Origin of the sequence: Pseudomonas sp. 10S4 (assembly GCF_034344865.1) — a bacterium.
Classification (GTDB): Bacteria; Pseudomonadota; Gammaproteobacteria; order Pseudomonadales; family Pseudomonadaceae; genus Aquipseudomonas.
Genome location: NZ_CP133774.1, coordinates 4,082,637 through 4,104,261, shown reverse-complemented (window position 1 = coordinate 4,104,261; position 21,625 = coordinate 4,082,637). Strand labels below are relative to the sequence as shown.

Here is a 21,625-nt window from a genome sequence, read left to right as displayed (position 1 = left end):
AGGATTGCATCAAACCTGTAGGAGCGAGCGGTGCGACGATTCGGCTTGCCCGCGAAGAGGCCCGAAAAATCCCCCTCAATTCATCGATTCGCCACTTTCAACGACTGACTCCATCCCCCGCCCAACGCCTTGTACAACGTCACCTGATTGATCTCCCGCGCCAGCTCCAGCTGCGCCCATTTCTGCTGCGCATCGAACAGCGAACGCTGGGCGTCCATGGTGGAAAAATAACTGTCCAGCCCCGCCTCGAACCGTAAGCGCGATTGCCGATAGGCCTCTTGATAATCCCCTACCAGTTTTTTCTGGAACTCCACCTGCGTGAGCATTTCCTGCCGAGCGTTCAAGGCATCTGCGGCTTCGCGAAAGGCATTCTGCACCGTGGCCTCATAAGCCGCCGCCCGGCCATCGAACCGCGCATGACTGGCATCCACCTGTGCCCGACGCGCACCGCCATCGATCAACGGCATCGATCCCGCCAACGCCAACGACCAGAACTCCGCCGGGCCACTGAGCAATCGGGAAAAATCCCCCGTCAGACTCCCCAGCGCCGAGGTCAGGGAAAACGTCGGAAAATACGCACTGCGCGCCGCGCCAATGTCCGCGTTGGCGGCGCGCAACAGCGCTTCGGCTGACATGATGTCGGGCCGTCGCTCGACCAATGACGAAGGCAAACCTGCCGGCACATCCAGCGTCGCCAATTGCTCACCCAGCACGCCAGTCGGCAGTAATCCCACCGGCACCGGCTGCCCCACCAACACTCGCAATGCGTTCATGTTTTGCGCCACTTGCATGCGGTAGGTGTTGACCTGCACGGCGGCGGTGTTGGTTTGCGCATCCGCCTGGTGAACGTCGATCCGCGCACTGGAACCGAGGTTGAAACTCTTGCGCAACAACTGCCCGTAACGGTCCTGGGATTGGTAGGTGTTCTGCGCGAGGTCGAGCAAATTCTGATTGGCCTTGAGGCTCAGCCAAGTGCTCGCCACTTCGCCAATCAGCGCCAACCGCGCTGTCTGATAATCCGCTTCCGATGCCTCGAAACGCGCCCCGGCGGCATTGCGCTGACTGCGAATGCGCCCGAAAAATCCAACTCGTAGGACGTAAATCCGCCAGTCGCCTGAAAAGTATTGGCGATGCTGCCGGCACTGTCGCCACCGCCCGGCGTACGCACCAACGGCGGCAACTTGCTGCGCCCGGCGTAGGTGTTGAGGCCGATGGTAGGAAAAAGCCCGGATTCAGCACTGTCATACCCGGCCCGCGATTCTTCAACGCCAGCCGCAAACTGACGCAGGCTGCGGTTGTTGACCAGGGCCATTTCGATCAACTGGCGCAGTCGGTCATCCACCACAAAACCACGCCAGTCCTTGTCGAACGCCTGCTTGCCGACACAGCACTGGCCGGCGGTGTTGGCCGGCCATTGCTGATCGATCGGCGCATCGGGTTTCTCGTAAGTGGGCTCCAGCGAGCATCCGCCGAGCAACACCAAAGACATGAAGCATGAAGTGGGTAAGCAACGGTTCATGGCGCGCACCTACAAGCGTTGGCCGAGCAAGGCTCGCAACGGAGAAAGAAGCAAAGTCCACACACCGGACGATCTGGACACACTGATCGGGGGCAATGGCTGCTTGTGCGAACGGACGATGACCGGCCGCCAACGCGGTGACGATGCGTAGGACGGCGCCTTGACCGGCGCAGGCAAACGCGGCACGTTGTTCTTTTCGCCCAACAACGCGCGCTGCAGCAAGGTGCCAAACGCCAGTGCCGGCTCAGCCTTGCAGACCACATTGATCGTCGCATCGCTGAACAGCCGCGCAATCAACCGCCGACGCAAGCCTTCGTCGAGATCGACAAACCTCAAGCCCAATTGATCAGCGCCGTGATTGCGCATGACTTCGACGTCCAGCCAGCCCAGTCGGTTGATCCACACCTGACCGCACAACCCGGGCTTGATCGAGGACGCAAAAGCACAGGTCATCGATGCACCGCTGAGGGAAATGTCCTTCAAACGCCCCGCCAATGTCTTACCGCCAAAACGGAAACCAGTTGGCTTATCGAACGGAAAACGCTCTTCGCCGTGCAGTCGCGGCCGGTCGACGCACGCCACCAACGTTGCGAGGTTGTAGACCAGCGCGACAACCGTCCAGCAGAGGTTGAACATCATGTTGCCGTCAAACGCGGCGGCGGTGCTGATGGCGATGTAGGCACCGAATTGCGATAACAGTGTCAGCGCTAAAAAGAACCCAAACAGCTTCCAGTGCACCATCGTCTTCGAACGGTCGAGGCCCTTGGCGGTGACTTTGAACGGTCGCCCGAACGGTCGAATCATGGCGCTGGCAATGGTCGCCGTGACCGCCAGCGAAGCGACGATCTGCGTGACCTCGGTGAAGATCGGCAGGGTCCGCCGGTCGGTGACCCAAGTGCCGTAGCCCCAGAACGCGATGAGTGCCGGCATGCCGTAGGCGAGGAAATCCGCCGGGTTAGCGTAGAACCCGGCGATGCCGAAGTACCAGTACAGCACCGGCGACACCAGCATCATCAAAATGAACGGTTTGGAAAACCAGTGCATCAAGCCGTGGATGTAGTGCAAACGGTCGTTGAGCGTGTAGCCGCTGCCGCGCAACGGTCCGTCCTTGAGCAGCGCGACCTGGATCGTGCCCAGGCACCAGCGACCACGCTGGTTGATGTACTCGGTCAGGCCCTCGGCAGACAAACCGATGGACAAGCGTTCGTTCAGCCAACGGGTGACGTAGCCTTTTTGTAGCAATCGGTAGGTGGTGTAGATGTCCTCGCACACCGAGCCTGTAGGAAAGCCGCCAATCTCGGTGATCAAATCCCGCCGCACCACGAAGGAAGTGCCAACACAAAACGCCGCATCCCACCCGTCCTTGGCCGGTTGGAATACATCGAAAAACACCCGTTGCTCATCCACCCAGCACGCTGACGTGCCAAGGTTGTGCTGGATCGGATCGGGGTTGTAGTAGAACTGTGGCGTTTGCACCAAACCGACTTTCGGATCGTCGAACAGACCGAGGGTGCGCATCAGGATCGGCTGCTGCGGCGCAAAATCGGCGTCAAGCACCAGAATGTACGGCGCGTTGCTACCGGCCGCCGACTGGCGCAATCCGTTATTCAGGTTGCCGGCCTTGGCGTGGGCATTGTCCGGGCGCCTGGCGTATTGCACGCCGACCTCGGCGCAGTAGTCACGTAACCAGTCGCGTCGGGTATCGTCGAGTACCCAAATGGTGAAGTTCGGGTAGTCGATGGCCTGAGCGGCGATGATGGTTTTTTCGAGGATCTCCAAGCCTTCGTTGTAGGTGGCGATAAACACGTCCACTGCCGGCACGTTGCGGCCTTGGGCGCGTAGTTGTCGTTCGCCGGCATCGGCCTGCGGACTGTGATCAGAACGACAGAGCATGACGATGATGGAAAACAGCGTGTAGCCGATCGCCAACATTTCGAAGAACAGGAAGGTGTAAGACCAGACCGTGGCGAACCCGGAGTGACCATCGGGCAAGGTGTCGCGGATCCGCCAGGCCGCGTAATTGACCAGCAACAACGCAGTGACGGCGCCGAATCCTGCGCGGGCGGCCCATTGGTCCCGGTGAGTCAGGCAGGTGAACAGCACCACCACCGCCAGCGTCCAGAAATTGATTTGCAGCAGTTGCAACGAGTCCAGTGCCTGCATGTCAGTCAGCCTCTAGCGAACCGGTAAAGGGATTGACGCCGGTGGCAGCAATCGCCGCCCACGCCGTGGCGCCCAAGTGAGGCAGGTGGTAATAAAAGAAGTCGTTGGTGACGGAGTCCGGGCCTATGGCCAGCCCGGTACTGATGCGTGGTGCCGGTGTAGCGAACAGCCAACCGTTGCCAGCCTCTTGGGCGAGCAGCACGTTCCACAGCGGTTGCGCCTTGTCACTCAAGCCGCTCAATTGCGCGACGGCGGCAGCCTGAGCGGTGCCTTCGGTCCATAAGCCGTCAGGGTCGCGGTTGAAACCGTAGCCATCGCCCGCCCGGTGGGCATGATCAATAAACGCGAAGACCCGACGCCAATCCCTGGGGGGATCGTGCAAGGCAATCAATGGCCAGATCTGTGCGTCCAGCCCTGAGCGCACACGGTCAGACGTCTGCCCGTCCGCACCGGTGCCAATCAGAAACCGCCCTTCCCCGGCATCCCACTGGCTCGCCACAAATTGCCGGGCGATCTGCGCCTGCTGCGCCGAATCCGGATCCGGCGCTACTGCGTTGAGCGCGGTCCAGGCTGCTGCGAGATCAACGTTGTGCTCCGTGGATTTCCAGTTCTGCTGGGTTTGTTTGGCGAAGTAGCCGTAGTAGCCACCGCTGAAGCCCGCCGGGGATTGCCCGTCGTAGGTATTTTTCTGTGACCAGTGCAGGACTTTTCGTGCAGCCTCAAGGTAAGACGCCTCGCCGCTTTGGCGATAAGCTTCCAACAACGCCAGCGCGGCCCAGGCCTGATTACCGGTGGCGCTGCTGACTTGATAGGCGTCCTGATTCCAGGCGTTGCGCTCGGTGCTCCAGTAACCCGGCAATTTCATCGACCCAGAGCCGACCGGACCGGCGGCGTAGGCGTTGCGCAAGCGCCCGTCCTGATACTCGGGATCGTGCTGGGTGGCGAAGGCCAGGGCATCAGCGATCCGGCGCGCGGATTCGGTTTTGCCACAGGCAAACAACGCGATACTCGCCAAGGCGTTGTCGTATGTGAACGCCACGCCGCGCAGGGCCAGAATCGGTGCAGGCTGGCCGTTCAACGGCGGATAACTGGCCACCAGCACCGGGCCGGCTGGCTCCGACGCCACAGCCCGATCCAGCGCTGCGCACGTCATCGCCACCAATTGTGGCCGGGCTTGCGCCGCCAGTGCGGAGGCCCCGCTGCCGATCAAGATCACGCCGACGATTCCTTGCAAAACCCTGTTCATGGCCGCGAGACCTCGGCACTTGCCCACAGCCCTGGATTGCAGGTCATGGCGCGCTGAGCGTCGGTAAGGTCGGCGGCAAAGGTGCCGACGACGTACACCGAGTTCTGTTCGGCATACGGGAACGGCACGCTGTAGCTGTTGGCGCGAATGTCCGAAGCGCTGGACAACAACTGCACCACGTTGGCCTTGAGCGGTTCATTGAGGCCACGGATTTTCACCGTCAGCACGCTGTCGCGATCAATCTTGCTGGCCATGCGTTCGGGGAACACCGCAATCACGTAGCTCTGTCCGCAATCGGTGGCGCGCAGCAGCGTTGATCCGGCCTGCACCAGCGTGCCTTGGGGTGCCAATAACTCCTGAACGGTGCCCGGTGAGTAGGCCACCACATCGTAACCAGCCATCAACTTGACCCGGTTCTGCTCGGTTTCGATCAGTTGATTGAGGTTGTCGAGCTCACGTTGATAGGTCGCTCGGTTGCGCACCTGATTGTCCAGGCTGAGTTTGAGGGTGGTCATTTGCGCGCTGAGATCGAACATGCGCAGTTGATCGGGATCGAGGTAGACCTGTTTGTTGGCGGCGCTGACATCGCCGTCATTGATCCGCAACTGCGAGCGCACCGACTCAGCGGCGCCCTGCAACGAAGCCAACTGCGCTTTCGATGATGCAACCACCGCACCACTCACCGCCCCTTGTGTGAACAGATCCAGATTGCGTTCGACGGTTTCCTGAGCATCCATCAACCGCGCACTGGCTGCGCTGTTTTCGGCTTTCAGGGCTTTTTGGGTGAACAGTTGGCGGGTGTGGAAGGCTGTTTGGTATTGCTGGCTAGTCCTCTCCAAGGCCTCGTAATACTGCTGATCGTGATCGGCCTGACTGGCTGAAGACGACAGTTCCTGCTCCAGGGTCAATCGCCGGGTTTGCAGGGTCAGCAAGGTCTCTTGATTGGCCCGGGGGTTTTCCACCACGGCGATTTTCTGGCCCTGGACGAAGGTTGTGCCTGGTTTGACATCCAGGGAGCTGACGACGCCATCAATCGGTGTGGTCAGCAATATCACCGGCGCATTCAAAATCGCTCGCGTGGCAGAGGCTGATAGCAGTGGCATAAGTAACGTCGACAATAACAGCCAGACGACAAATCCCAAGACACCCAAACCCACCAGGCGCGGTAACAGAGACAATAGCTTGGAGCGTTCTTCAGCCATGTTCGACTCTCCCGATAGACCCATGAACACATAAGGCCATAGCCCGTACTGCGTAACAGTCAGGCAATAGCAAGCCGTGACCGCGAATCACAATTGGCAGGGTGAGCAAGAACAAGTAAGTACATTGCACGGCAACTAAGCCGAGACTGTTTTCTCTGGTTTTATCGTGATGTGAGCAGGAATGAGATTCCTGTCTTTTTGGAGAGTTACATAGGGCGCAACGCTGACAGCTGGCATAAGGCCCGAGGCAGAGCGGGCGCTGTCATTGGCGACACTATGTTCAGGACTTTTGGCTGTCAAGCTTTTGGGTGATACAAATAAATGACGCCAATATTGTGCCGATTACTGTATTGGATCCATATCCAACAACTAGCAACAACTAGTCGGCAACTGTTTATTTTTAGAAGAGTTTTTATTTTTGTAACAGCACGGAACTATATGTCGTTTTTTGTATAGTTCTGAGTCAATAAGCGCAGAGATTAAAATGATATAAGTCGAGACACCTTGTAGCGTCCTCTCGCGAAGAGGCCCTCCCAGGCAACACACTAACAACAGACATCCCCCCACAAACCTCACACAAAAAAAGCCCCGACCAAAGTCGGGGCTCTTTATGTGCAGCTAACGCTTAGCGCGGGAACGCTGGCGGGTTTACACCGGCCATGTCTTCCATCACGCGAACCACCTGGCAGCTATAACCGAATTCGTTGTCGTACCAAACGTACAGAACAACGCGGTTGTCTTGGGTGATGGTTGCTTCAGCGTCCACAACGCCTGCGTGGCGCGAGCCAACGAAGTCGGTGGAAACCACTTCCTGCGAATTGACGTAGTCGATTTGCTTATGCAGATCGGAGTGCAACGCCATGTAGCGCAGGTACTCGTTCATCTCTTCGCGGGTAGCGGCTTTCTCAAGGTTCAGGTTGAGAATGGCCATCGACACGTTAGGCGTCGGAACGCGGATCGCGTTACCGGTCAGCTTGCCGGCCAGCTCAGGCAGAGCCTTGGCAGCAGCGGTGGCAGCACCGGTCTCGGTGATTACCATGTTCAGCGCGGCGCTACGGCCACGGCGATCGCCCTTGTGGAAGTTGTCGATCAGGTTCTGGTCGTTGGTGTACGAGTGAACCGTTTCAACGTGACCGTTGATGATGCCGAACTTGTCGTTGACAGCCTTCAGCACCGGCACGATGGCGTTGGTGGTGCAGGACGCCGCGGATACGATCTTGTCGTCAGCGGTGATTTCGCCGTGGTTGATGCCGTGAACGATGTTCTTCAGCTTGCCTTTACCAGGCGCGGTCAACACAACGCGGTCGATACCCGGGCAAGCCAAATGCTGGCCCAGGCCCTCGGCGTCACGCCATACGCCGGTGTTGTCCACCAGCAGCGCGTCTTTGATGCCGTACTGGGTGTAATCCACTTCAGTCGGGTTTTTCGCGTAGATAACCTGGATCAGGTTGCCGTTGGCGGTGATGGTGTTGTTGGCTTCATCAATGGTGATGGTGCCATCGAACGGACCATGAACCGAGTCGCGACGCAGCAGGCTGGCACGTTTGACCAGGTCGTTTTCGGCGCCCTTGCGCACGACGATGGCGCGCAGACGCAGGCCGTCGCCACCACCGGTTTTCTCGATCAGGATGCGCGCCAGCAGACGGCCGATACGACCGAAGCCGTAGAGGACAACGTCGGTGCCTTTGCGAGCGGCAACGTTCTGCTGGCCAACCACGTCAGCCAGTTCTTCACGGACGAACTGCTCAGCAGTACGGCCATTGCCTTCAGCCTTGAATTTGACTGCCAGCTTGCCCAGGTCGACCGATGCGGCGCCGAGTTTGAGCTCGCTCATGGCTTTGAGCAGCGGGAATGTTTCGTGGACGGACAGTTCGCTGTCGTCGGACTGGCGATGGCGAGCAAAGCGGTGAGCTTTGAGAATCGCAATGACTGAACGATTGATCAGGCTGCGGCCATAGATCGAGCTCACCACGTTGTTATTGCGGTAGAGCTGACCGATAAGCGGAATCATCGCTTCTGCGAGTGCTTCACGGTCGATCCATTCACCAAGACACTGGTCGGGCTTCTGAGTCACGGGAACCTTCCACATATGTAGGGGCAGAAAAAAGGGGCTACATTATGCCGCCGAGTGCCTCCCGTAGCAATGCGCGCCTGTCGTGCGAGCCATAACAAAATTCCATTCAAAAAAATTACGCCGCGCTGAAGCCCAATAAAACCGGGGCCTCCAGCATCGTCAGTTTTTTGGGGACAGCGCTGCCTTGTCCGTAACCATCCGAAACACCAACTCGTTTTGCCACTACATAATCGGCAATTTTCACTAAAAAACCGCTCGATTTTGTCTTTACCACTACATTTCGCTCAAGCCGCGTAATAGACACATCTGCAACTGACAGCCAGCACCAGAGGCCGCTACAATTACCGACTTTGTCGCAACGCTTGGAGCTCAACCTTCCGTGCCCGTTCTGCGTCTACCGCTTCTCCCTGCCGCGGCAGGTAAACAGCACTGGGGCAACCTGCCCGGTGCCGCCCTGAGCCTGGCCATTGCCGAGGCCGCCAGCGCTGCCAAGCGCTTTACCCTGCTACTGACCGCCGACAGCCAGAGTGCCGAACGGCTGGAACAGGAGCTGAGTTTCTTCGCCCCGGATTTACCGGTGCTGCATTTTCCCGACTGGGAAACCCTGCCCTACGACCTGTTTTCGCCGCACCAGGACATCATCTCCCAGCGCATCGCTGCCTTATATAGGTTGCCGGAGCTGACCCATGGCGTGCTGGTCGTGCCGATCACCACCGCCCTGCATCGCCTGGCGCCGACCAAGTTCCTGCTCGGCAGCAGCCTGGTGCTGGACGTCGGCCAGAAGCTCGACGTCGAACAAATGCGCACCCGGCTTGAGGCCAGCGGCTATCGCTATGTCGACACGGTGTACGAACACGGCGAATTCACTGTCCGCGGTTCGCTGATCGATCTGTTCCCGATGGGCAGCAAACTGCCGTTCCGGATCGATCTGTTCGACGACGAAATCGAGACCCTGCGCACCTTCGATCCGGACAACCAGCGTTCAATCGACAAGGTCGACACCGTACGCCTGCTGCCAGCACGTGAGTTTCCGTTGCAGAAGGACGCGGTCACCCGCTTCAAGGCACGGTTCCGCGAGCGGTTCGACGTCGACTTCCGCCGCTGCCCGATCTTCCAGGATTTGAGCAGTGGGATTACCCCGGCCGGTATCGAGTACTACCTGCCGCTGTTCTTCGATGAAACCTCGACGCTGTTCGATTACCTGCCGCAAGACACCCAGGTGTTTTCCCTGCCGGGCATCGAACAAGCAGCGGAGAACTTCTGGAACGACGTGCGCAATCGCTATGAAGAGCGCCGCGTCGATCCTTCCCGTCCTTTATTGCCACCGGCCGAGTTGTTCCTGCCGGTGGAGGACTGCTTCGCGCGCCTGAAGAACTGGCCGCGCGTGGTGGCCAGTCAACAGGATGTGGAAACCGGCGTCGGCCGCGAACGTTTCCCGGCGCAGTTGTTGCCGAACCTGGCCATCGAAGCCAAAGCCACCCAGCCATTGGCCGCACTGGCGGGTTTCCTCGACGAATTCCCCGGCCGCGTGCTGTTTACCGCTGAGTCCGCGGGCCGTCGTGAAGTGCTGCTGGAATTGCTCGAACGCCTGAAGCTGCGACCGAAAACTGTCGACAGCTGGCCGGACTTTGTCGCGAGCAAGGATCGCCTGGCGATCACCATTGCGCCGCTGGACGAAGGCCTGATGCTGGATGACCCGGCGCTGGCGTTGATCGCCGAAAGCCCGCTGTTCGGTCAACGGGTGATGCAGCGTCGTCGCCGGGAAAAGCGTGCCGACGGCAACAACGATGCAGTGATCAAGAACCTCACCGAGCTGCGCGAAGGCGCGCCGGTGGTGCACATAGACCACGGTGTCGGCCGTTATCTGGGTCTGGCGACTCTGGAAATCGACGACCAAGTTGCCGAATTCCTGACTCTGCAATACGCCGAAGGCGCCAAGTTGTACGTGCCGGTCGCCAACCTGCACTTGATCGCTCGTTACACCGGCAGCGACGATGCGCTGGCCCCGTTGCACCGCCTCGGCTCCGAGACCTGGCAGAAGGCCAAGCGCAAAGCTGCCGAACAGGTGCGTGACGTGGCCGCCGAGTTGCTCGACATCTACGCCCGCCGCGCCGCCCGTGAAGGTCATGCCTTCGCTGACCCGAAAGCCGATTACGCGACCTTCAGCGCCGGTTTCCCGTTCGAAGAAACCCCGGATCAGCAAACCACCATCGACGCCGTACGCGCCGACATGCTCGCGCCCAAACCGATGGACCGACTGGTCTGCGGCGACGTCGGTTTCGGCAAGACCGAAGTGGCGATGCGTGCTGCGTTCATCGCCGTGCACGGCGGTCGCCAGGTGGCGATTCTGGTGCCGACCACCCTGCTCGCCCAGCAACACTACAACAGCTTCCGCGACCGCTTCGCCGACTGGCCGGTGAGCGTGGAAGTGATGAGCCGTTTCAAGTCGACCAAGGAAGTGAATGCCGCCATCGCTGATCTGGCCGAAGGCAAGATCGACATTGTTATCGGCACCCACAAACTGCTGTCCGACGATGTGAAGATCAAAAACCTCGGGCTGGTGATCATCGACGAAGAGCACCGCTTCGGTGTCCGTCAGAAAGAACAGCTCAAGGCCCTGCGCAGTGAAGTCGACATCCTCACGCTGACTGCCACGCCGATTCCGCGCACGCTGAACATGGCGGTGTCGGGCATGCGCGACCTGTCGATCATCGCTACGCCGCCGGCCCGTCGCCTGTCGGTGCGGACCTTCGTCATGGAGCAGAACAAAAGCACGGTCAAGGAAGCCCTGCTCCGTGAACTGCTGCGTGGCGGCCAGGTTTACTACCTGCACAACGACGTGAAGACCATCGAGAAATGCGCCGCCGACCTCGCCGAACTGGTGCCGGAAGCTCGGATCGGCATCGGCCACGGGCAGATGCGCGAACGCGAACTCGAACAGGTGATGAGCGACTTCTACCACAAGCGCTTCAACGTGCTGATCGCCTCGACCATCATCGAGACCGGCATCGACATCGCCAACGCCAACACCATCATCATCGACAGGGCGGACAAGTTCGGGCTGAGCGCAGCTGCACCAGCTGCGCGGCCGGGTCGGCCGCAGTCATCACCAGGCTTACGCGTACCTGCTGACGCCGCCGCGCCAGCAAATCACCCCGGATGCGGAAAAGCGTCTGGAAGCGATCGCCAACACCCAGGACCTCGGCGCGGGCTTCGTGCTCGCGACCAACGACCTGGAAATCCGTGGCGCCGGCGAACTGCTGGGCGACGGCCAGAGCGGGCAGATCCAGGCCGTCGGCTTCACGCTGTACATGGAAATGCTCGAGCGCGCGGTGAAGTCGATCCGCAAGGGCGAACAACCGAACCTCGATCAGCCGCTGGGCGGTGGTCCGGAAGTCAATTTGCGGGTACCGGCGTTGATTCCCGAGGACTACTTGCCGGACGTTCATGCGCGATTGATTCTCTACAAACGCATCGCCTCGGCCACGGACGAGGAAGGCCTCAAAGACCTGCAAGTGGAGATGATCGACCGTTTCGGCCTGCTGCCAGAGCCCACCAAGAACCTGGTGCGGATCACGCTGCTGAAATTGCAGGCCGAACAACTGGGCATCAAGAAAGTGGACGGTGGCCCGCAAGGCGGTCGAATCGAGTTCGCGGCGCAGACTCCGGTCGACCCGTTGACGCTGATCAAACTGATCCAGAGCCAACCCAAACGCTACAAATTCGAAGGCGCCACGATGTTCAAGTTCATGGTGCCCATGGAGCGTCCGGAAGAACGCTTTAATACTGTAGAGGCGCTGTTTGAGCGCCTCCTCCCGAAAACTGCTTGAAGGACGCCGCATGCGCCTGTTTCTCTCACTGACATTGTTGATGACGCTGGCTGCCCCCTCGGCGTTTGCCGATGATAAGTATCAGGTTGAAATGATCCTGGTCCGGCAAAACGCCGTGCCGGCGATTGTCAGTCGTGCCGCGCCGGAAGGTTGGGCGGCCGGTGCACAACGCATCAACCCGGACAGCCTGCGCACGCCGAGCCTCAATGGCGAAGTGGAAAAACTCACCGCCAGTGCCGACTACACGGTGCTGCTACACAAGGCCTGGCAACAGGAACTGGGTGAAGAAGCCAGCAAAATCGCGATCAGCGACGGCAAGGAACAGTACGGCCAATTCCCGATCGAGGGCACGCTGGACCTGAAACTGGGGCGTTTCACCGACGTCGACGCCGACTTCTGGGTCAACCAGATCGACGCCAACGGCATGGTCACCGCCAGCGAACGCCTGAAGCAGGAAAGCCACACCAAGAACGGCCAATTGAATTTTCTCGATAACGGCCACTTGGGCCTGTTGATCAAGATCACTTCGTTGACCGCACCTGCGCCTCGGCCAGCCCCCGAACAAATTCCGGACTGATTGAAGTCCCTATGCCCCCGACCCTGAGCAAACCCCTCGCACCTTCCTGGGTCAGCCGATTCAAGGAACAGAGCCTGGAGCGCGGCCGTCGCTACGCGATAGAGAACCGCGTCAGGATCGTCGAGGCCGGCGACGCGACGATCATCGCCGCTTGCGAAGGCTCTGGCGGTAACGTTTACCGTCAGACCATTCGCCTGCGCGAGTCGGCCAAAGGCACGTTGCTGATGATCGACGCGACCTGCACCTGCCCGGTCCACAGCAACTGCAAACATTGCGCAGCGGTGCTACTGAAAGTCCAGGAAACCCTGGCCTACCCCGCCGCCGCGCAAGACGCCGAACTGCTGGAAAAACTCCAGGCCGTACTGGAAAACCGCAGCCCGAAGGCGTTGCCGCAAGTGCTGGTGGATAACGTGCAACCGGTGCCGCGCCTGTGGCTGGCGAGTATCGAGTTCAGCGCCTTCGAACCGCGCAACGGCAAGATGCAGCGCTACATCCAGCATCGTGCGGCGCTGTCCTTCAGCTATCTGGATGAATACGTTTCCGGGCAGAAAAATGCCGACATCCTGATTCGCCAAGAGACACAGACTTTACGGATAAAACGTCACCCGGAAGTCGAACAGGCCTACAGGGAACAGCTACGAATCCTCGGTTTCAAGATCGCCACCCGACAAAGCAAAGCCTTGCCGGAAAGCGCTGGCGAACTGTTCGAGATGGTCAACGACAGCGCCTGGCTGACCTTTACCCTCAACGAACTCCCGAAGCTGCGCACCCAAGGCTGGGAATTGCAGATCGACGAGGATTTCGGCTTCGACCTGACCGCCGTGGACGACTGGTACGCCACCGTCGAGCAGGTACCGGAACGCGACTGGTTTGATCTGGAACTGGGGATTATCGTGAATGGCGAGCGGCTGAGCCTGCTGCCGATCCTGTTAAACCTGATGCGCTCGCACACCGAAATTCTCAACCCGGAACGACTGGCCCGACGTCGCGACGACGAATTGATCCTGGTGAACATCCCGAATCGCCCGAACTCCGAGTACGGTCCGCTGCAAGTCGCCCTACCCTTCGGCCGCTTGAAACCGGTGCTGGCGACCCTTGGCGAGTTCTACCTGCAAGGGCCTGGCGAAACCACGCTGCGCCTGAGTAAGGCCGACGCTATCCGGCTGAACCCGCTGGAAGGCATGCCGCTATTGTGGGAAGGCGGCGAGCAGATTCGCACCTTTGCCCAGCGTCTGCGGGACATCAAGGACTTTACATCGACCGCGCCGGAAGGTTTGAACGCCACGTTGCGACCGTATCAGCTCGAAGGTCTGAGCTGGATGCAGTCGTTGCGACAACTGGAAGTCGGCGGGATTCTCGCGGACGACATGGGTTTGGGTAAAACCCTACAGACCCTGGCGCACATTCTCAGCGAGAAAATCGCCGGCCGCCTGGATCGGCCATGCATGGTGGTGATGCCCACCAGCCTGATCCCCAACTGGCTCGACGAAGCGGCGCACTTCACGCCACAACTCAAAGTGCTGGCACTGTACGGCGCCAGCCGCAAAAAGCACTTCGAGAACCTGACCGATTACGACCTGATCCTGACCACCTACGCGCTGCTGCCCAAGGATGTCGAAACCCTCGCGGCAGTGCCATTGCACGTGCTGGTCCTGGATGAAGCGCAGTACATCAAGAACCCCAACAGCAAGGCCGCCCAGGCTGCCCGCGAACTGAATGCGCGCCAGCGCCTGTGCCTGAGTGGCACGCCACTGGAAAATCACTTGGGCGAGCTGTGGTCGCTGTTTCACTTCCTGCTGCCCGGCTGGCTTGGCGATGTGAAAAGCTTCAACCGTGATTACCGCGTGCCGATTGAAAAGCGCGGCAGTGAAGTACGACTTCAGCACCTCAACGGTCGGATCAAACCGTTTCTGCTGCGCAGGACCAAAGAACAGGTCGCGACAGAACTGCCGCCGAAAACCGAGATTATCCATTGGGTCGAACTCAACGAAGCGCAGCGCGACGTGTACGAAACCATGCGTCTGGCCATGGACAAAAAAGTACGCGACGAGATCACCCGCAAAGGTGTGGCCCGCAGCCAGATCATCATTCTTGAGGCGCTGCTGAAGCTGCGGCAGGTGTGTTGCGATCTTCGCCTGGTCAACGATGCCGTTCTGCCCACTCGCGGCAGCACGTCTGGCAAGCTCGACAGCTTGATGGAGATGCTGGAAGAGCTGTTTGAGGAAGGTCGGCGGATTTTGCTGTTCTCACAGTTCACGTCAATGCTGGCGTTGATCGAGGATGAACTGAAGAAGCGTGGCGTTGAATACGCAATATTGACCGGACAAACCCGCGACCGGCGCGCGCCGGTGAAGGACTTCCAGAGCGGCAAGCGTCAGATTTTTCTGATCAGCCTGAAGGCTGGCGGCGTGGGCTTGAACCTGACCGAAGCCGATACGGTGATTCACTACGACCCGTGGTGGAATCCGGCGACGGAAAACCAGGCGACTGACCGGGCTTATCGCATCGGCCAGGAAAAACCGGTGTTCGTCTATAAGTTGATTGCTCGGGGCACGGTAGAAGAGAAGATTCAACATCTGCAAAAGGAAAAGTCCGACCTGGCGGCTGGTGTACTGGATGGACGCTCAGCCGGGGACTGGAAGTTGCAGAGTGATGATATCGAGGCGTTGTTTGCGCCGTTGCCGGACAAACTGGAAAAGCGCTGAAATCAGAGGCGTTTGGCATATGGCCTTCGCGAGCAAGCCTCGCTCCTACGGGCATTAAGTCGTTCGCAGCATCGGCGATCAACTTAAACCTTGTAGGAGCGAGGCTTGCCCACGAAGAGGCCATCACTGAAAAAACCCGCCATCAGGACTTGAGATTGGGCAGCGGGGCGAACAGCGCCTCAATATCACTCTGCTCAAGCTTCAACCCACCCGTCGCTCCACCTTCGAGCACCGCTTCGGCCAGGATGGCTTTTTCCTGTTGCAGTGCCTGTATTTTTTCTTCAACCGTGCCCCGGGCAATCAGCTTGTAGACAAACACAGGCTTGTTTTGCCCAATCCGGTAGGCACGGTCGGTGGCCTGATTTTCGACCGCTGGGTTCCACCAAGGATCGAAATGAATAACCGTATCCGCCGCCGTCAGGTTCAGACCTGTGCCGCCGGCCTTCAAACTGATCAGAAACAGCGGCACTTTACCGCCCTGGAAGTCCTTGACCGGCGTGCGCCGATCCGTCGTTTCACCGGTCAACAATGAGTAGGCGAGGCCACGCTGCTGCAATTCCTCTTCAATCAAGGCCAGCATTGACGTGAACTGCGAAAACAGCAAAATCTTGCGACCTTCGCTGAGCAGTTCTTCCAGCATTTCCATCAAACTGACCAGCTTTCCACTGCCTGCACGAAGCGCCTTTGCCGTGAGCGGCGTTTTGATCAAGCGCAGATCGCAGCAGACCTGACGGAGCTTGAGTAGCGCATCAAGGATAATGATTTGACTGCGGCCCACGCCACTTCGGGCAATTTCGTCGCGCACCTTTTTGTCCATCGCCACGCGTACGGTTTCATACACATCCCGCTGCCCATCGCTGAGATCAACCCAATGCACGATCTCGGTTTTCGGCGGCAATTCGGTAGCCACCTGATCTTTCTTGCGACGTAGCAGGAAGGGCTTAATTCGGGCCGTCAGATGCTGCATCCGCTCACTGTTGCCGTGCTTCTCGATCGGCGTGCGGTAGTCGCGATTGAAGGTTTTGCTGTCGCCAAGCCAACCGGGCAACAAAAAGTGAAACTGGGACCACAGCTCGCCGAGGTGGTTTTCCAATGGTGTGCCGGACAGACACAGTCGCTGGCCAGCCTGTAGATCACGGGCAGCCTGCGCAGCTTTGCTTATCGGGTTCTTGATGTTCTGCGCCTCATCGAGAATCAGCACACTCCAGTCCTGTGGCTGCAATACTTCCAGATCCCGCGGCAGCAACGCGTAGGTGGTCAACACCAAATCGTATTCGGCAAGACCGGCAAAGTCTTTTTGCCGCGCCGAGCCATGCAGTGCCAAAACCTTCAGTTGCGGGGTAAAGCGTGCAGCCTCGTCGATCCAGTTGGGGATCAGGCTGGTGGGCATCACGACCAGTGCTGGACGATCAAGCCGTCCAGCCTGTTTTTCCGTCAACAAATGCGCCAGGGTTTGCAGGGTTTTCCCCAGTCCCATGTCGTCGCCGAGGATGCCGCCGACTCCTAGCTCGCGAAGGGTTTGCATCCAGTTCAGCCCTTCCAGCTGATACGGTCGCAGTGTCGCCTTGAGACCCTCGGGAGCCGGAACATGAACATGCGTCGACTCACGCAATCGCTGCGCAAAACTGCGCAGTCGCTCGCCGCCCTGCCAAACCAGCGGCACGCCTTCCAGCACACTCAACCGCGCGGCGTCTGGAGCACTCAAACGCAGTGAATCGCCCAGGTGCACACCCAGATACAACTCGCCAAGGGTGGCCATCAGCGGCTTGATCCGACCATAGGGTAGCGCGACTTTTGTACGATCGCCGTAACTGAAACGCCCTGCACCCAACTCGATCAGTAACAGTTCATCATCGTTGCGCTTGGCCAGGTTTGCCGGATCCATCAGCTGTGGCTGGCTACGCAGCAAATGCAGCAAGATCGGCAACAGGCTGTGGCGTTCGCCGTTTACGACAATTCCCAGCTGCAGATCAAACCACTGATGCCCCGACTCTTCCTCAACGTCTGCATACCACTGCTCTACAGGCTGCACGTTGAAGTGAAAGCCATCGACGATATCGACGTGCCAGTTTGCCTCACGCAACGACTCAAGCCCTTGTTGAACAAAGGCGAGCCACGCCGAATCATCCGGCAGCGCGAACATCTCGCCCGGACGATCAACGCTGCTTTTACGTGTGGCCTTTTTAAAGCCGTGTTTTTGCAGGGCCTGACGCAGTGCTTTTTCGACGGCGGGCTGGCGCTGGATACGTTGGGTTTCCGTACCGGAAAGGACCAGTACTTCCGGGTTCCTGTCCGCTACCGGATGCCCGGCGTAGGTAAACATCAAGGCAGCACGGTGCTCTGGTTCGTATTGCCAGTGCTTGCGATGCTTGCCGCTGGCGAGTGTCAGGTGAGCCTGAGGCAAAATGCCCTCGATAACCCGCTCGGTCAGCCTGTGCGGCGGGGCAACTTGAGTCACCGCACTCATGCGATGGCTGAACTGCATCGCCTGGCGCGCGGGAATGTCCGGGGCCAACGACAAGTGACAAGCCAGTTTTTCCTCCAGCTCGCTGAACAGCGGGCCGATTTGCAGCCGCTCGCGATCCAGGTAGTACAAGGGTTCCAGGGACAGGATCGTTTCCACGGCAGCTTCGTCGCTACGCCACTGAGGGCGAAAACTGCCGTTGGATTGTTCAGCCCAGGCAAATTGCCCCACCCTCCTCACACCTGAGGTCAGGAGTTGCAGTTTTTCGAAATCAAGGAACAGCCGCGAGGTACGCAACAACATCTCGATGAGTTCGGCGCCACTGCTGCCTTGCAAGGGGTAGCCGCTGTAATACGCGTGATGGGAGTGAACGGCGACCAAGAGCCTGGCGATCCGAAGGTCCAATTCGGTCAGATAACCGGGTTGCCGTATCAGCATGTCAGACAGCGAGTGCAACGCCTTGAGGTCTTGCAGGCGACCGTCCTTGAGCTGACGAGCCTTGAAAATCTCCAGCGTCCACTTTCCAGAGGCCGACGTTGCCTTGAGTCTGTAGACCAGGCGCGTATTCGTCCCCTGCGCCGACTCATCGAGCGGCGTACTCGCAGAAGGAATATCGCCGAGCCAACGCTCAAGTTCACGATTCAGGTGAACCTGAACGGCGCTCTCGGATGGCTTAACAGGCTGATCTTGCAGGTAATAGATGACTGCTGCACAGTGCTTGCAATTGATCATCACAGGACAAGAACACACGCATTCGAGCCGCGGTTGCCCATTCCGATTTTCAGAGAGTTCAATGACTTGCTGGTACGCCTGCGCCTCTGAGCCGACGCACGACGCGATAACCCTCAAGTCATCGATTTGACGGATCGTTACCCGATCCTCTTCCGCGTAGCTACGGGCCTTATCCAGAGCGCGATGACTGAACACCTCTGCCCAAGGTAGCGCATGAAGTTGCTCAATTATTGTGCTCATGAAATCAACGCCGCTTAAAACTCAGTTAATCGGCCAGACACTTTATCTGGCCGCTGAAACTCAACCCGCCAACACCCGCGCCAGCGTTGACTTCACTTTGCCCATACCGTCATGCAACGCCTGTTCGATCTCGGCCATGGTAATCACCGCCGTGGACTTGCCCGCTCCAGGGTTCACCACCAGCGCCAGACAGGCGTAATCCAGTTCCAGCTCACGGGCCAACGCGGCTTCCGGCATGCCGGTCATGCCGACGATGTCGCAGCCGTCGCGTTCCAGTCTGGCAATTTCAGCGACGGTTTCCAGACGTGGTCCCTGGGTGCAGGCGTACACACCATGACTGCTGTAGCTAACGCCTTCAGCGGCCAACGCGGCGATCAATTGCTGACGCAGTGGCTCGCTGTAGGGGTAGCTGAAATCGATGTGCGTGACGTGTTCAAGGTCATCGGCGAAATAAGTGTGTTCGCGACCGCTGGTGTAATCGATCAGTTGATGGGGCACGCAAAAATGTCCGGTGCCCATCGCGGCATGAATCCCACCCACGGCGTTGACCGCGAGAATCGCTTCGGCACCGGCCTGCTTCAGCGCCCAAAGGTTGGCGCGGTAGTTCACCTGATGCGGAGGGAAACGATGCGGGTGACCGTGGCGCGCAAGGAACAGCACTTCCTTGCCGGCGTACTCACCGATCTGCACCTCGGCCGAAGGTGGGCCGTAGGGCGTGTCTACTGCAAGTGACTGACGAATGCTCAGACCTTCGAGTTGAGTCAGGCCGGTACCGCCGATAATCGCGTAAATCGTCATAACGAAACGTCCTTAATCAATCAGTTGAGCTTCTTTGAGCGCGCCGACAGCGGTCAGCCAGCGCGGATCTTGGCGGTATTCAGTGCCAGCGAAGGACTGCCCGCGCATCCGCGCGATACGCGCCGACGGCTTGACCTTCATCCGCTGGGCGGCGCTCAGGGCCAATTCCGCAGCTGCGCGGTCGTTGCACACCAGGCCCATGTCACAACCAGCGGTCAGCGCGGCTTCGATACGGCTGGCAGCATCACCGACTACATGGGCACCGGCCATGGAAAGATCGTCACTAAAGATGACACCATCGAACTGCAACTCGCCACGCAGGATGTCCTGCAACCAGCGCAGGGAGAAACCGGCGGGCTGGGAATCGACTTGTGGATAAATGACGTGTGCCGGCATGACGGCGGCCAGTTGTTTGCTCAGTCGAGCGAACGGCACCAAGTCTTTAGCGCGGATCTCGTCGAGGCTGCGCTCGTCGTTGGGAATGGCGACGTGAGAATCCGCCTCAGCCCAACCGTGACCCGGAAAATGCTTACCAGTGGCCGCCATACCAGCACTGTTCATGCCGCGGATGAAGGCGCCGGCGAGCAGCGCTGCACGCTCGGGATCGCCTTCGAACGAGCGGGTGCCGACTACAGCGCTGCGCTGGTAATCAAGGTCCAGCACCGGGGCGAAGCTCAGGTCGAGGCCGACGGCGAGGACTTCGGTCGCCATGATCCAGCCACACTGTTCGGCCAGGTATTCAGCATTTGGATTGTCGGCAATGGCGCGCATGGCCGGCAGCCGCACAAAGCCCTGGCGCAGACGCTGGACCCGACCGCCCTCCTGGTCCACTGCCAGCAGTAGATCAGGACGAATAGCGCGGATTGCGGCGCTCAGCTCGCGCACCTGTCGCGGGTGCTCGATGTTGCGGGCGAAAATGATCAGGCCGCCCACTTCAGGCTGACGCAACAATTGGCGATCTTCGGCCGTCAGCCAGGTACCGGCGACGTCCACCATCAACGAGCCTTGCAGGCCAGCAGTCATAGAGATTCCTTGAAAACGAAAAACCCGCCTCGCACGGACTCGCCGCCATGGGCTGTGCCCGGCAGGTCGGCGATATCAATGGGAAGCGGGTTCAAAACGAGAGTCGGCATGGGCGGCTAGCTTAGCGGATGTCAGCTGCCGCGCCCACCCGTGTACGGTTAAACCTTGGCGGCAGCCGGGACCGATTTACTGCGCGGACGCAACTGCGCGGTGGCCATGGCCGTATCGGTGACGCCGGTTTCGGCACGCATGCCGGCGGCCAGGAACGGCACCATCAGGCGCATCACCTGCTCGATGGAGGTGTTGACGCCGAAATCGGTCTCGGCAATGGCGCGCAAGGCCTTGATCCCCGACATGCTGAACGCTGCAGCGCCGAGCATGAAGTGCACGCGCCAGAACAGTTCGATCGGTGGGATACGCGGCGCAGCTTCGTTGACCAGCATCATGTAACGACGGAACACTTTGCCGTACATATCTTCCAGATAACGACGCAAGTGGCCTTGGCTCTGACTGAAAGCCAGACCCAGCAAACGCATGAAGATAGAGAGGTCATTGCCACTGCGCGGCTGCACCACCAGGGCTTGCTCGACGAGGATTTCCAGCAGCTCTTCAAGCGTCGGCTTGTTTTCCGGCTTGGCCTGACGCCGCTCCAGCTCCTTATCGAGGCTGATGCAGAACGGCCCGAGAAAGCGCGAGAAAACCGCTTGAATCAGCGCCTTTTTGGAGCCGAAATGATAGTTCACCGCCGCCAGATTGACCCCGGCCTTGCTGGTGATCAAACGCAACGAGGTTTCGGCGAAACCTTTTTCCGCGAACAACTGCTCGGCAGCATCGAGAATGCGTTCAACGGTTTCCGACTGGGCCATGACTACTCCGCCTGACAAACACTTGTTTGAAACATACGTTTCAGCCTAGGCGTTGTCAAGCCTGGCGGTTCGTTTTGGGAATGGTCGGTCAGCTATTTAACCATACAACAGCAACGCGTTAATCAGTCGAGGAACAGACCGTCCAGCGGCAGGCAAAAAAAGGGGCATTGCCAAGCGCAGTTCACT

General features: G+C 59.2%; 13 protein-coding genes and 1 pseudogene. 3 read left to right on the top strand and 11 right to left on the bottom strand.

Annotated features, from left to right (window positions below; translation table 11 throughout):
- Positions 1 to 80: 80 nt before the first annotated feature.
- From RHM58_RS19095 to RHM58_RS19065, 7 genes are all read right to left on the bottom strand, one after another.
- Positions 81 to 1,070: an efflux transporter outer membrane subunit gene (locus RHM58_RS19095; protein WP_322270865.1), complete on the bottom strand. Its 990-nt coding sequence runs from the start codon at positions 1,068 to 1,070 to the stop codon at positions 81 to 83.
- Positions 992 to 1,519, bottom strand: coding sequence for a TolC family protein (locus tag RHM58_RS19090; protein ID WP_322267878.1), 528 nt, complete (start codon positions 1,517 to 1,519; stop codon positions 992 to 994). The genes RHM58_RS19095 and RHM58_RS19090 overlap by 79 nt, the downstream gene beginning before the upstream one ends.
- A gap of 9 nt (positions 1,520 to 1,528) precedes the next feature.
- Positions 1,529 to 3,682, bottom strand: a complete 2,154-nt coding sequence (locus tag RHM58_RS19085; protein ID WP_322267877.1) for a glycosyltransferase family 2 protein — start codon at positions 3,680 to 3,682, stop codon at positions 1,529 to 1,531.
- A gap of 1 nt (position 3,683) precedes the next feature.
- Entirely contained in the window at positions 3,684 to 4,928 is a 1,245-nt protein-coding gene (locus RHM58_RS19080; protein ID WP_322267876.1) for a hypothetical protein, read from the bottom strand.
- Positions 4,925 to 6,130 (bottom strand): HlyD family efflux transporter periplasmic adaptor subunit, encoded by a 1,206-nt coding sequence (locus tag RHM58_RS19075; protein WP_322267875.1) that lies wholly within the window; start codon positions 6,128 to 6,130, stop codon positions 4,925 to 4,927. The genes RHM58_RS19080 and RHM58_RS19075 overlap by 4 nt, the downstream gene beginning before the upstream one ends.
- A 625-nt stretch (positions 6,131 to 6,755) precedes the next feature.
- Positions 6,756 to 8,219 carry a glyceraldehyde-3-phosphate dehydrogenase gene (locus RHM58_RS19070; RefSeq protein WP_131059940.1) on the bottom strand — a complete coding sequence of 488 codons (1,464 nt, stop codon included), beginning with the start codon at positions 8,217 to 8,219 and terminating at the stop codon, positions 6,756 to 6,758.
- Between the two features lie 100 nt (positions 8,220 to 8,319).
- The gene (locus RHM58_RS19065; RefSeq protein ID WP_322267874.1) at positions 8,320 to 8,448 is read right to left on the bottom strand and encodes a hypothetical protein; all 129 of its coding nucleotides are present in this window, start codon (positions 8,446 to 8,448) and stop codon (positions 8,320 to 8,322) included.
- 135 nt (positions 8,449 to 8,583) lie between these two features.
- On the opposite strand from RHM58_RS19065, the pseudogene mfd reads away from it, so the two are divergent.
- From mfd to RHM58_RS19050, 3 genes and pseudogenes are all read left to right on the top strand, one after another.
- Positions 8,584 to 12,034: pseudogene (gene mfd / locus RHM58_RS19060) on the top strand (transcription-repair coupling factor).
- Between the two features lie 10 nt (positions 12,035 to 12,044).
- On the top strand, positions 12,045 to 12,611 hold the full coding sequence (locus RHM58_RS19055; protein ID WP_201204964.1) for a CsiV family protein: 567 nt from the start codon (positions 12,045 to 12,047) through the stop codon (positions 12,609 to 12,611).
- Positions 12,612 to 12,622: 11 nt separating this feature from the next.
- Positions 12,623 to 15,316, top strand: coding sequence for a DEAD/DEAH box helicase (locus tag RHM58_RS19050; protein WP_322267873.1), 2,694 nt, complete (start codon positions 12,623 to 12,625; stop codon positions 15,314 to 15,316).
- 142 nt (positions 15,317 to 15,458) lie between these two features.
- On the opposite strand, the gene RHM58_RS19045 is transcribed toward RHM58_RS19050, so the two are convergent.
- The 4 genes from RHM58_RS19045 to RHM58_RS19030 all read right to left on the bottom strand — a co-directional run bounded on the left by RHM58_RS19045 (position 15,459) and on the right by RHM58_RS19030 (position 21,439).
- On the bottom strand, positions 15,459 to 18,752 hold the full coding sequence (locus RHM58_RS19045; RefSeq protein ID WP_322267872.1) for a DEAD/DEAH box helicase: 3,294 nt from the start codon (positions 18,750 to 18,752) through the stop codon (positions 15,459 to 15,461).
- Positions 18,753 to 18,812: 60 nt separating this feature from the next.
- Positions 18,813 to 19,550 carry an S-methyl-5'-thioinosine phosphorylase gene (locus RHM58_RS19040; protein ID WP_201257041.1) on the bottom strand — a complete coding sequence of 246 codons (738 nt, stop codon included), beginning with the start codon at positions 19,548 to 19,550 and terminating at the stop codon, positions 18,813 to 18,815.
- A 12-nt stretch (positions 19,551 to 19,562) separates the two neighbouring features.
- Entirely contained in the window at positions 19,563 to 20,573 is a 1,011-nt protein-coding gene (gene nagZ, locus RHM58_RS19035) for a beta-N-acetylhexosaminidase (RefSeq protein WP_322267871.1), read from the bottom strand.
- Positions 20,574 to 20,731: 158 nt separating this feature from the next.
- The gene (locus RHM58_RS19030) at positions 20,732 to 21,439 is read right to left on the bottom strand and encodes a TetR/AcrR family transcriptional regulator (RefSeq protein ID WP_201204972.1); all 708 of its coding nucleotides are present in this window, start codon (positions 21,437 to 21,439) and stop codon (positions 20,732 to 20,734) included.
- Positions 21,440 to 21,625: the final 186 nt, after the last annotated feature.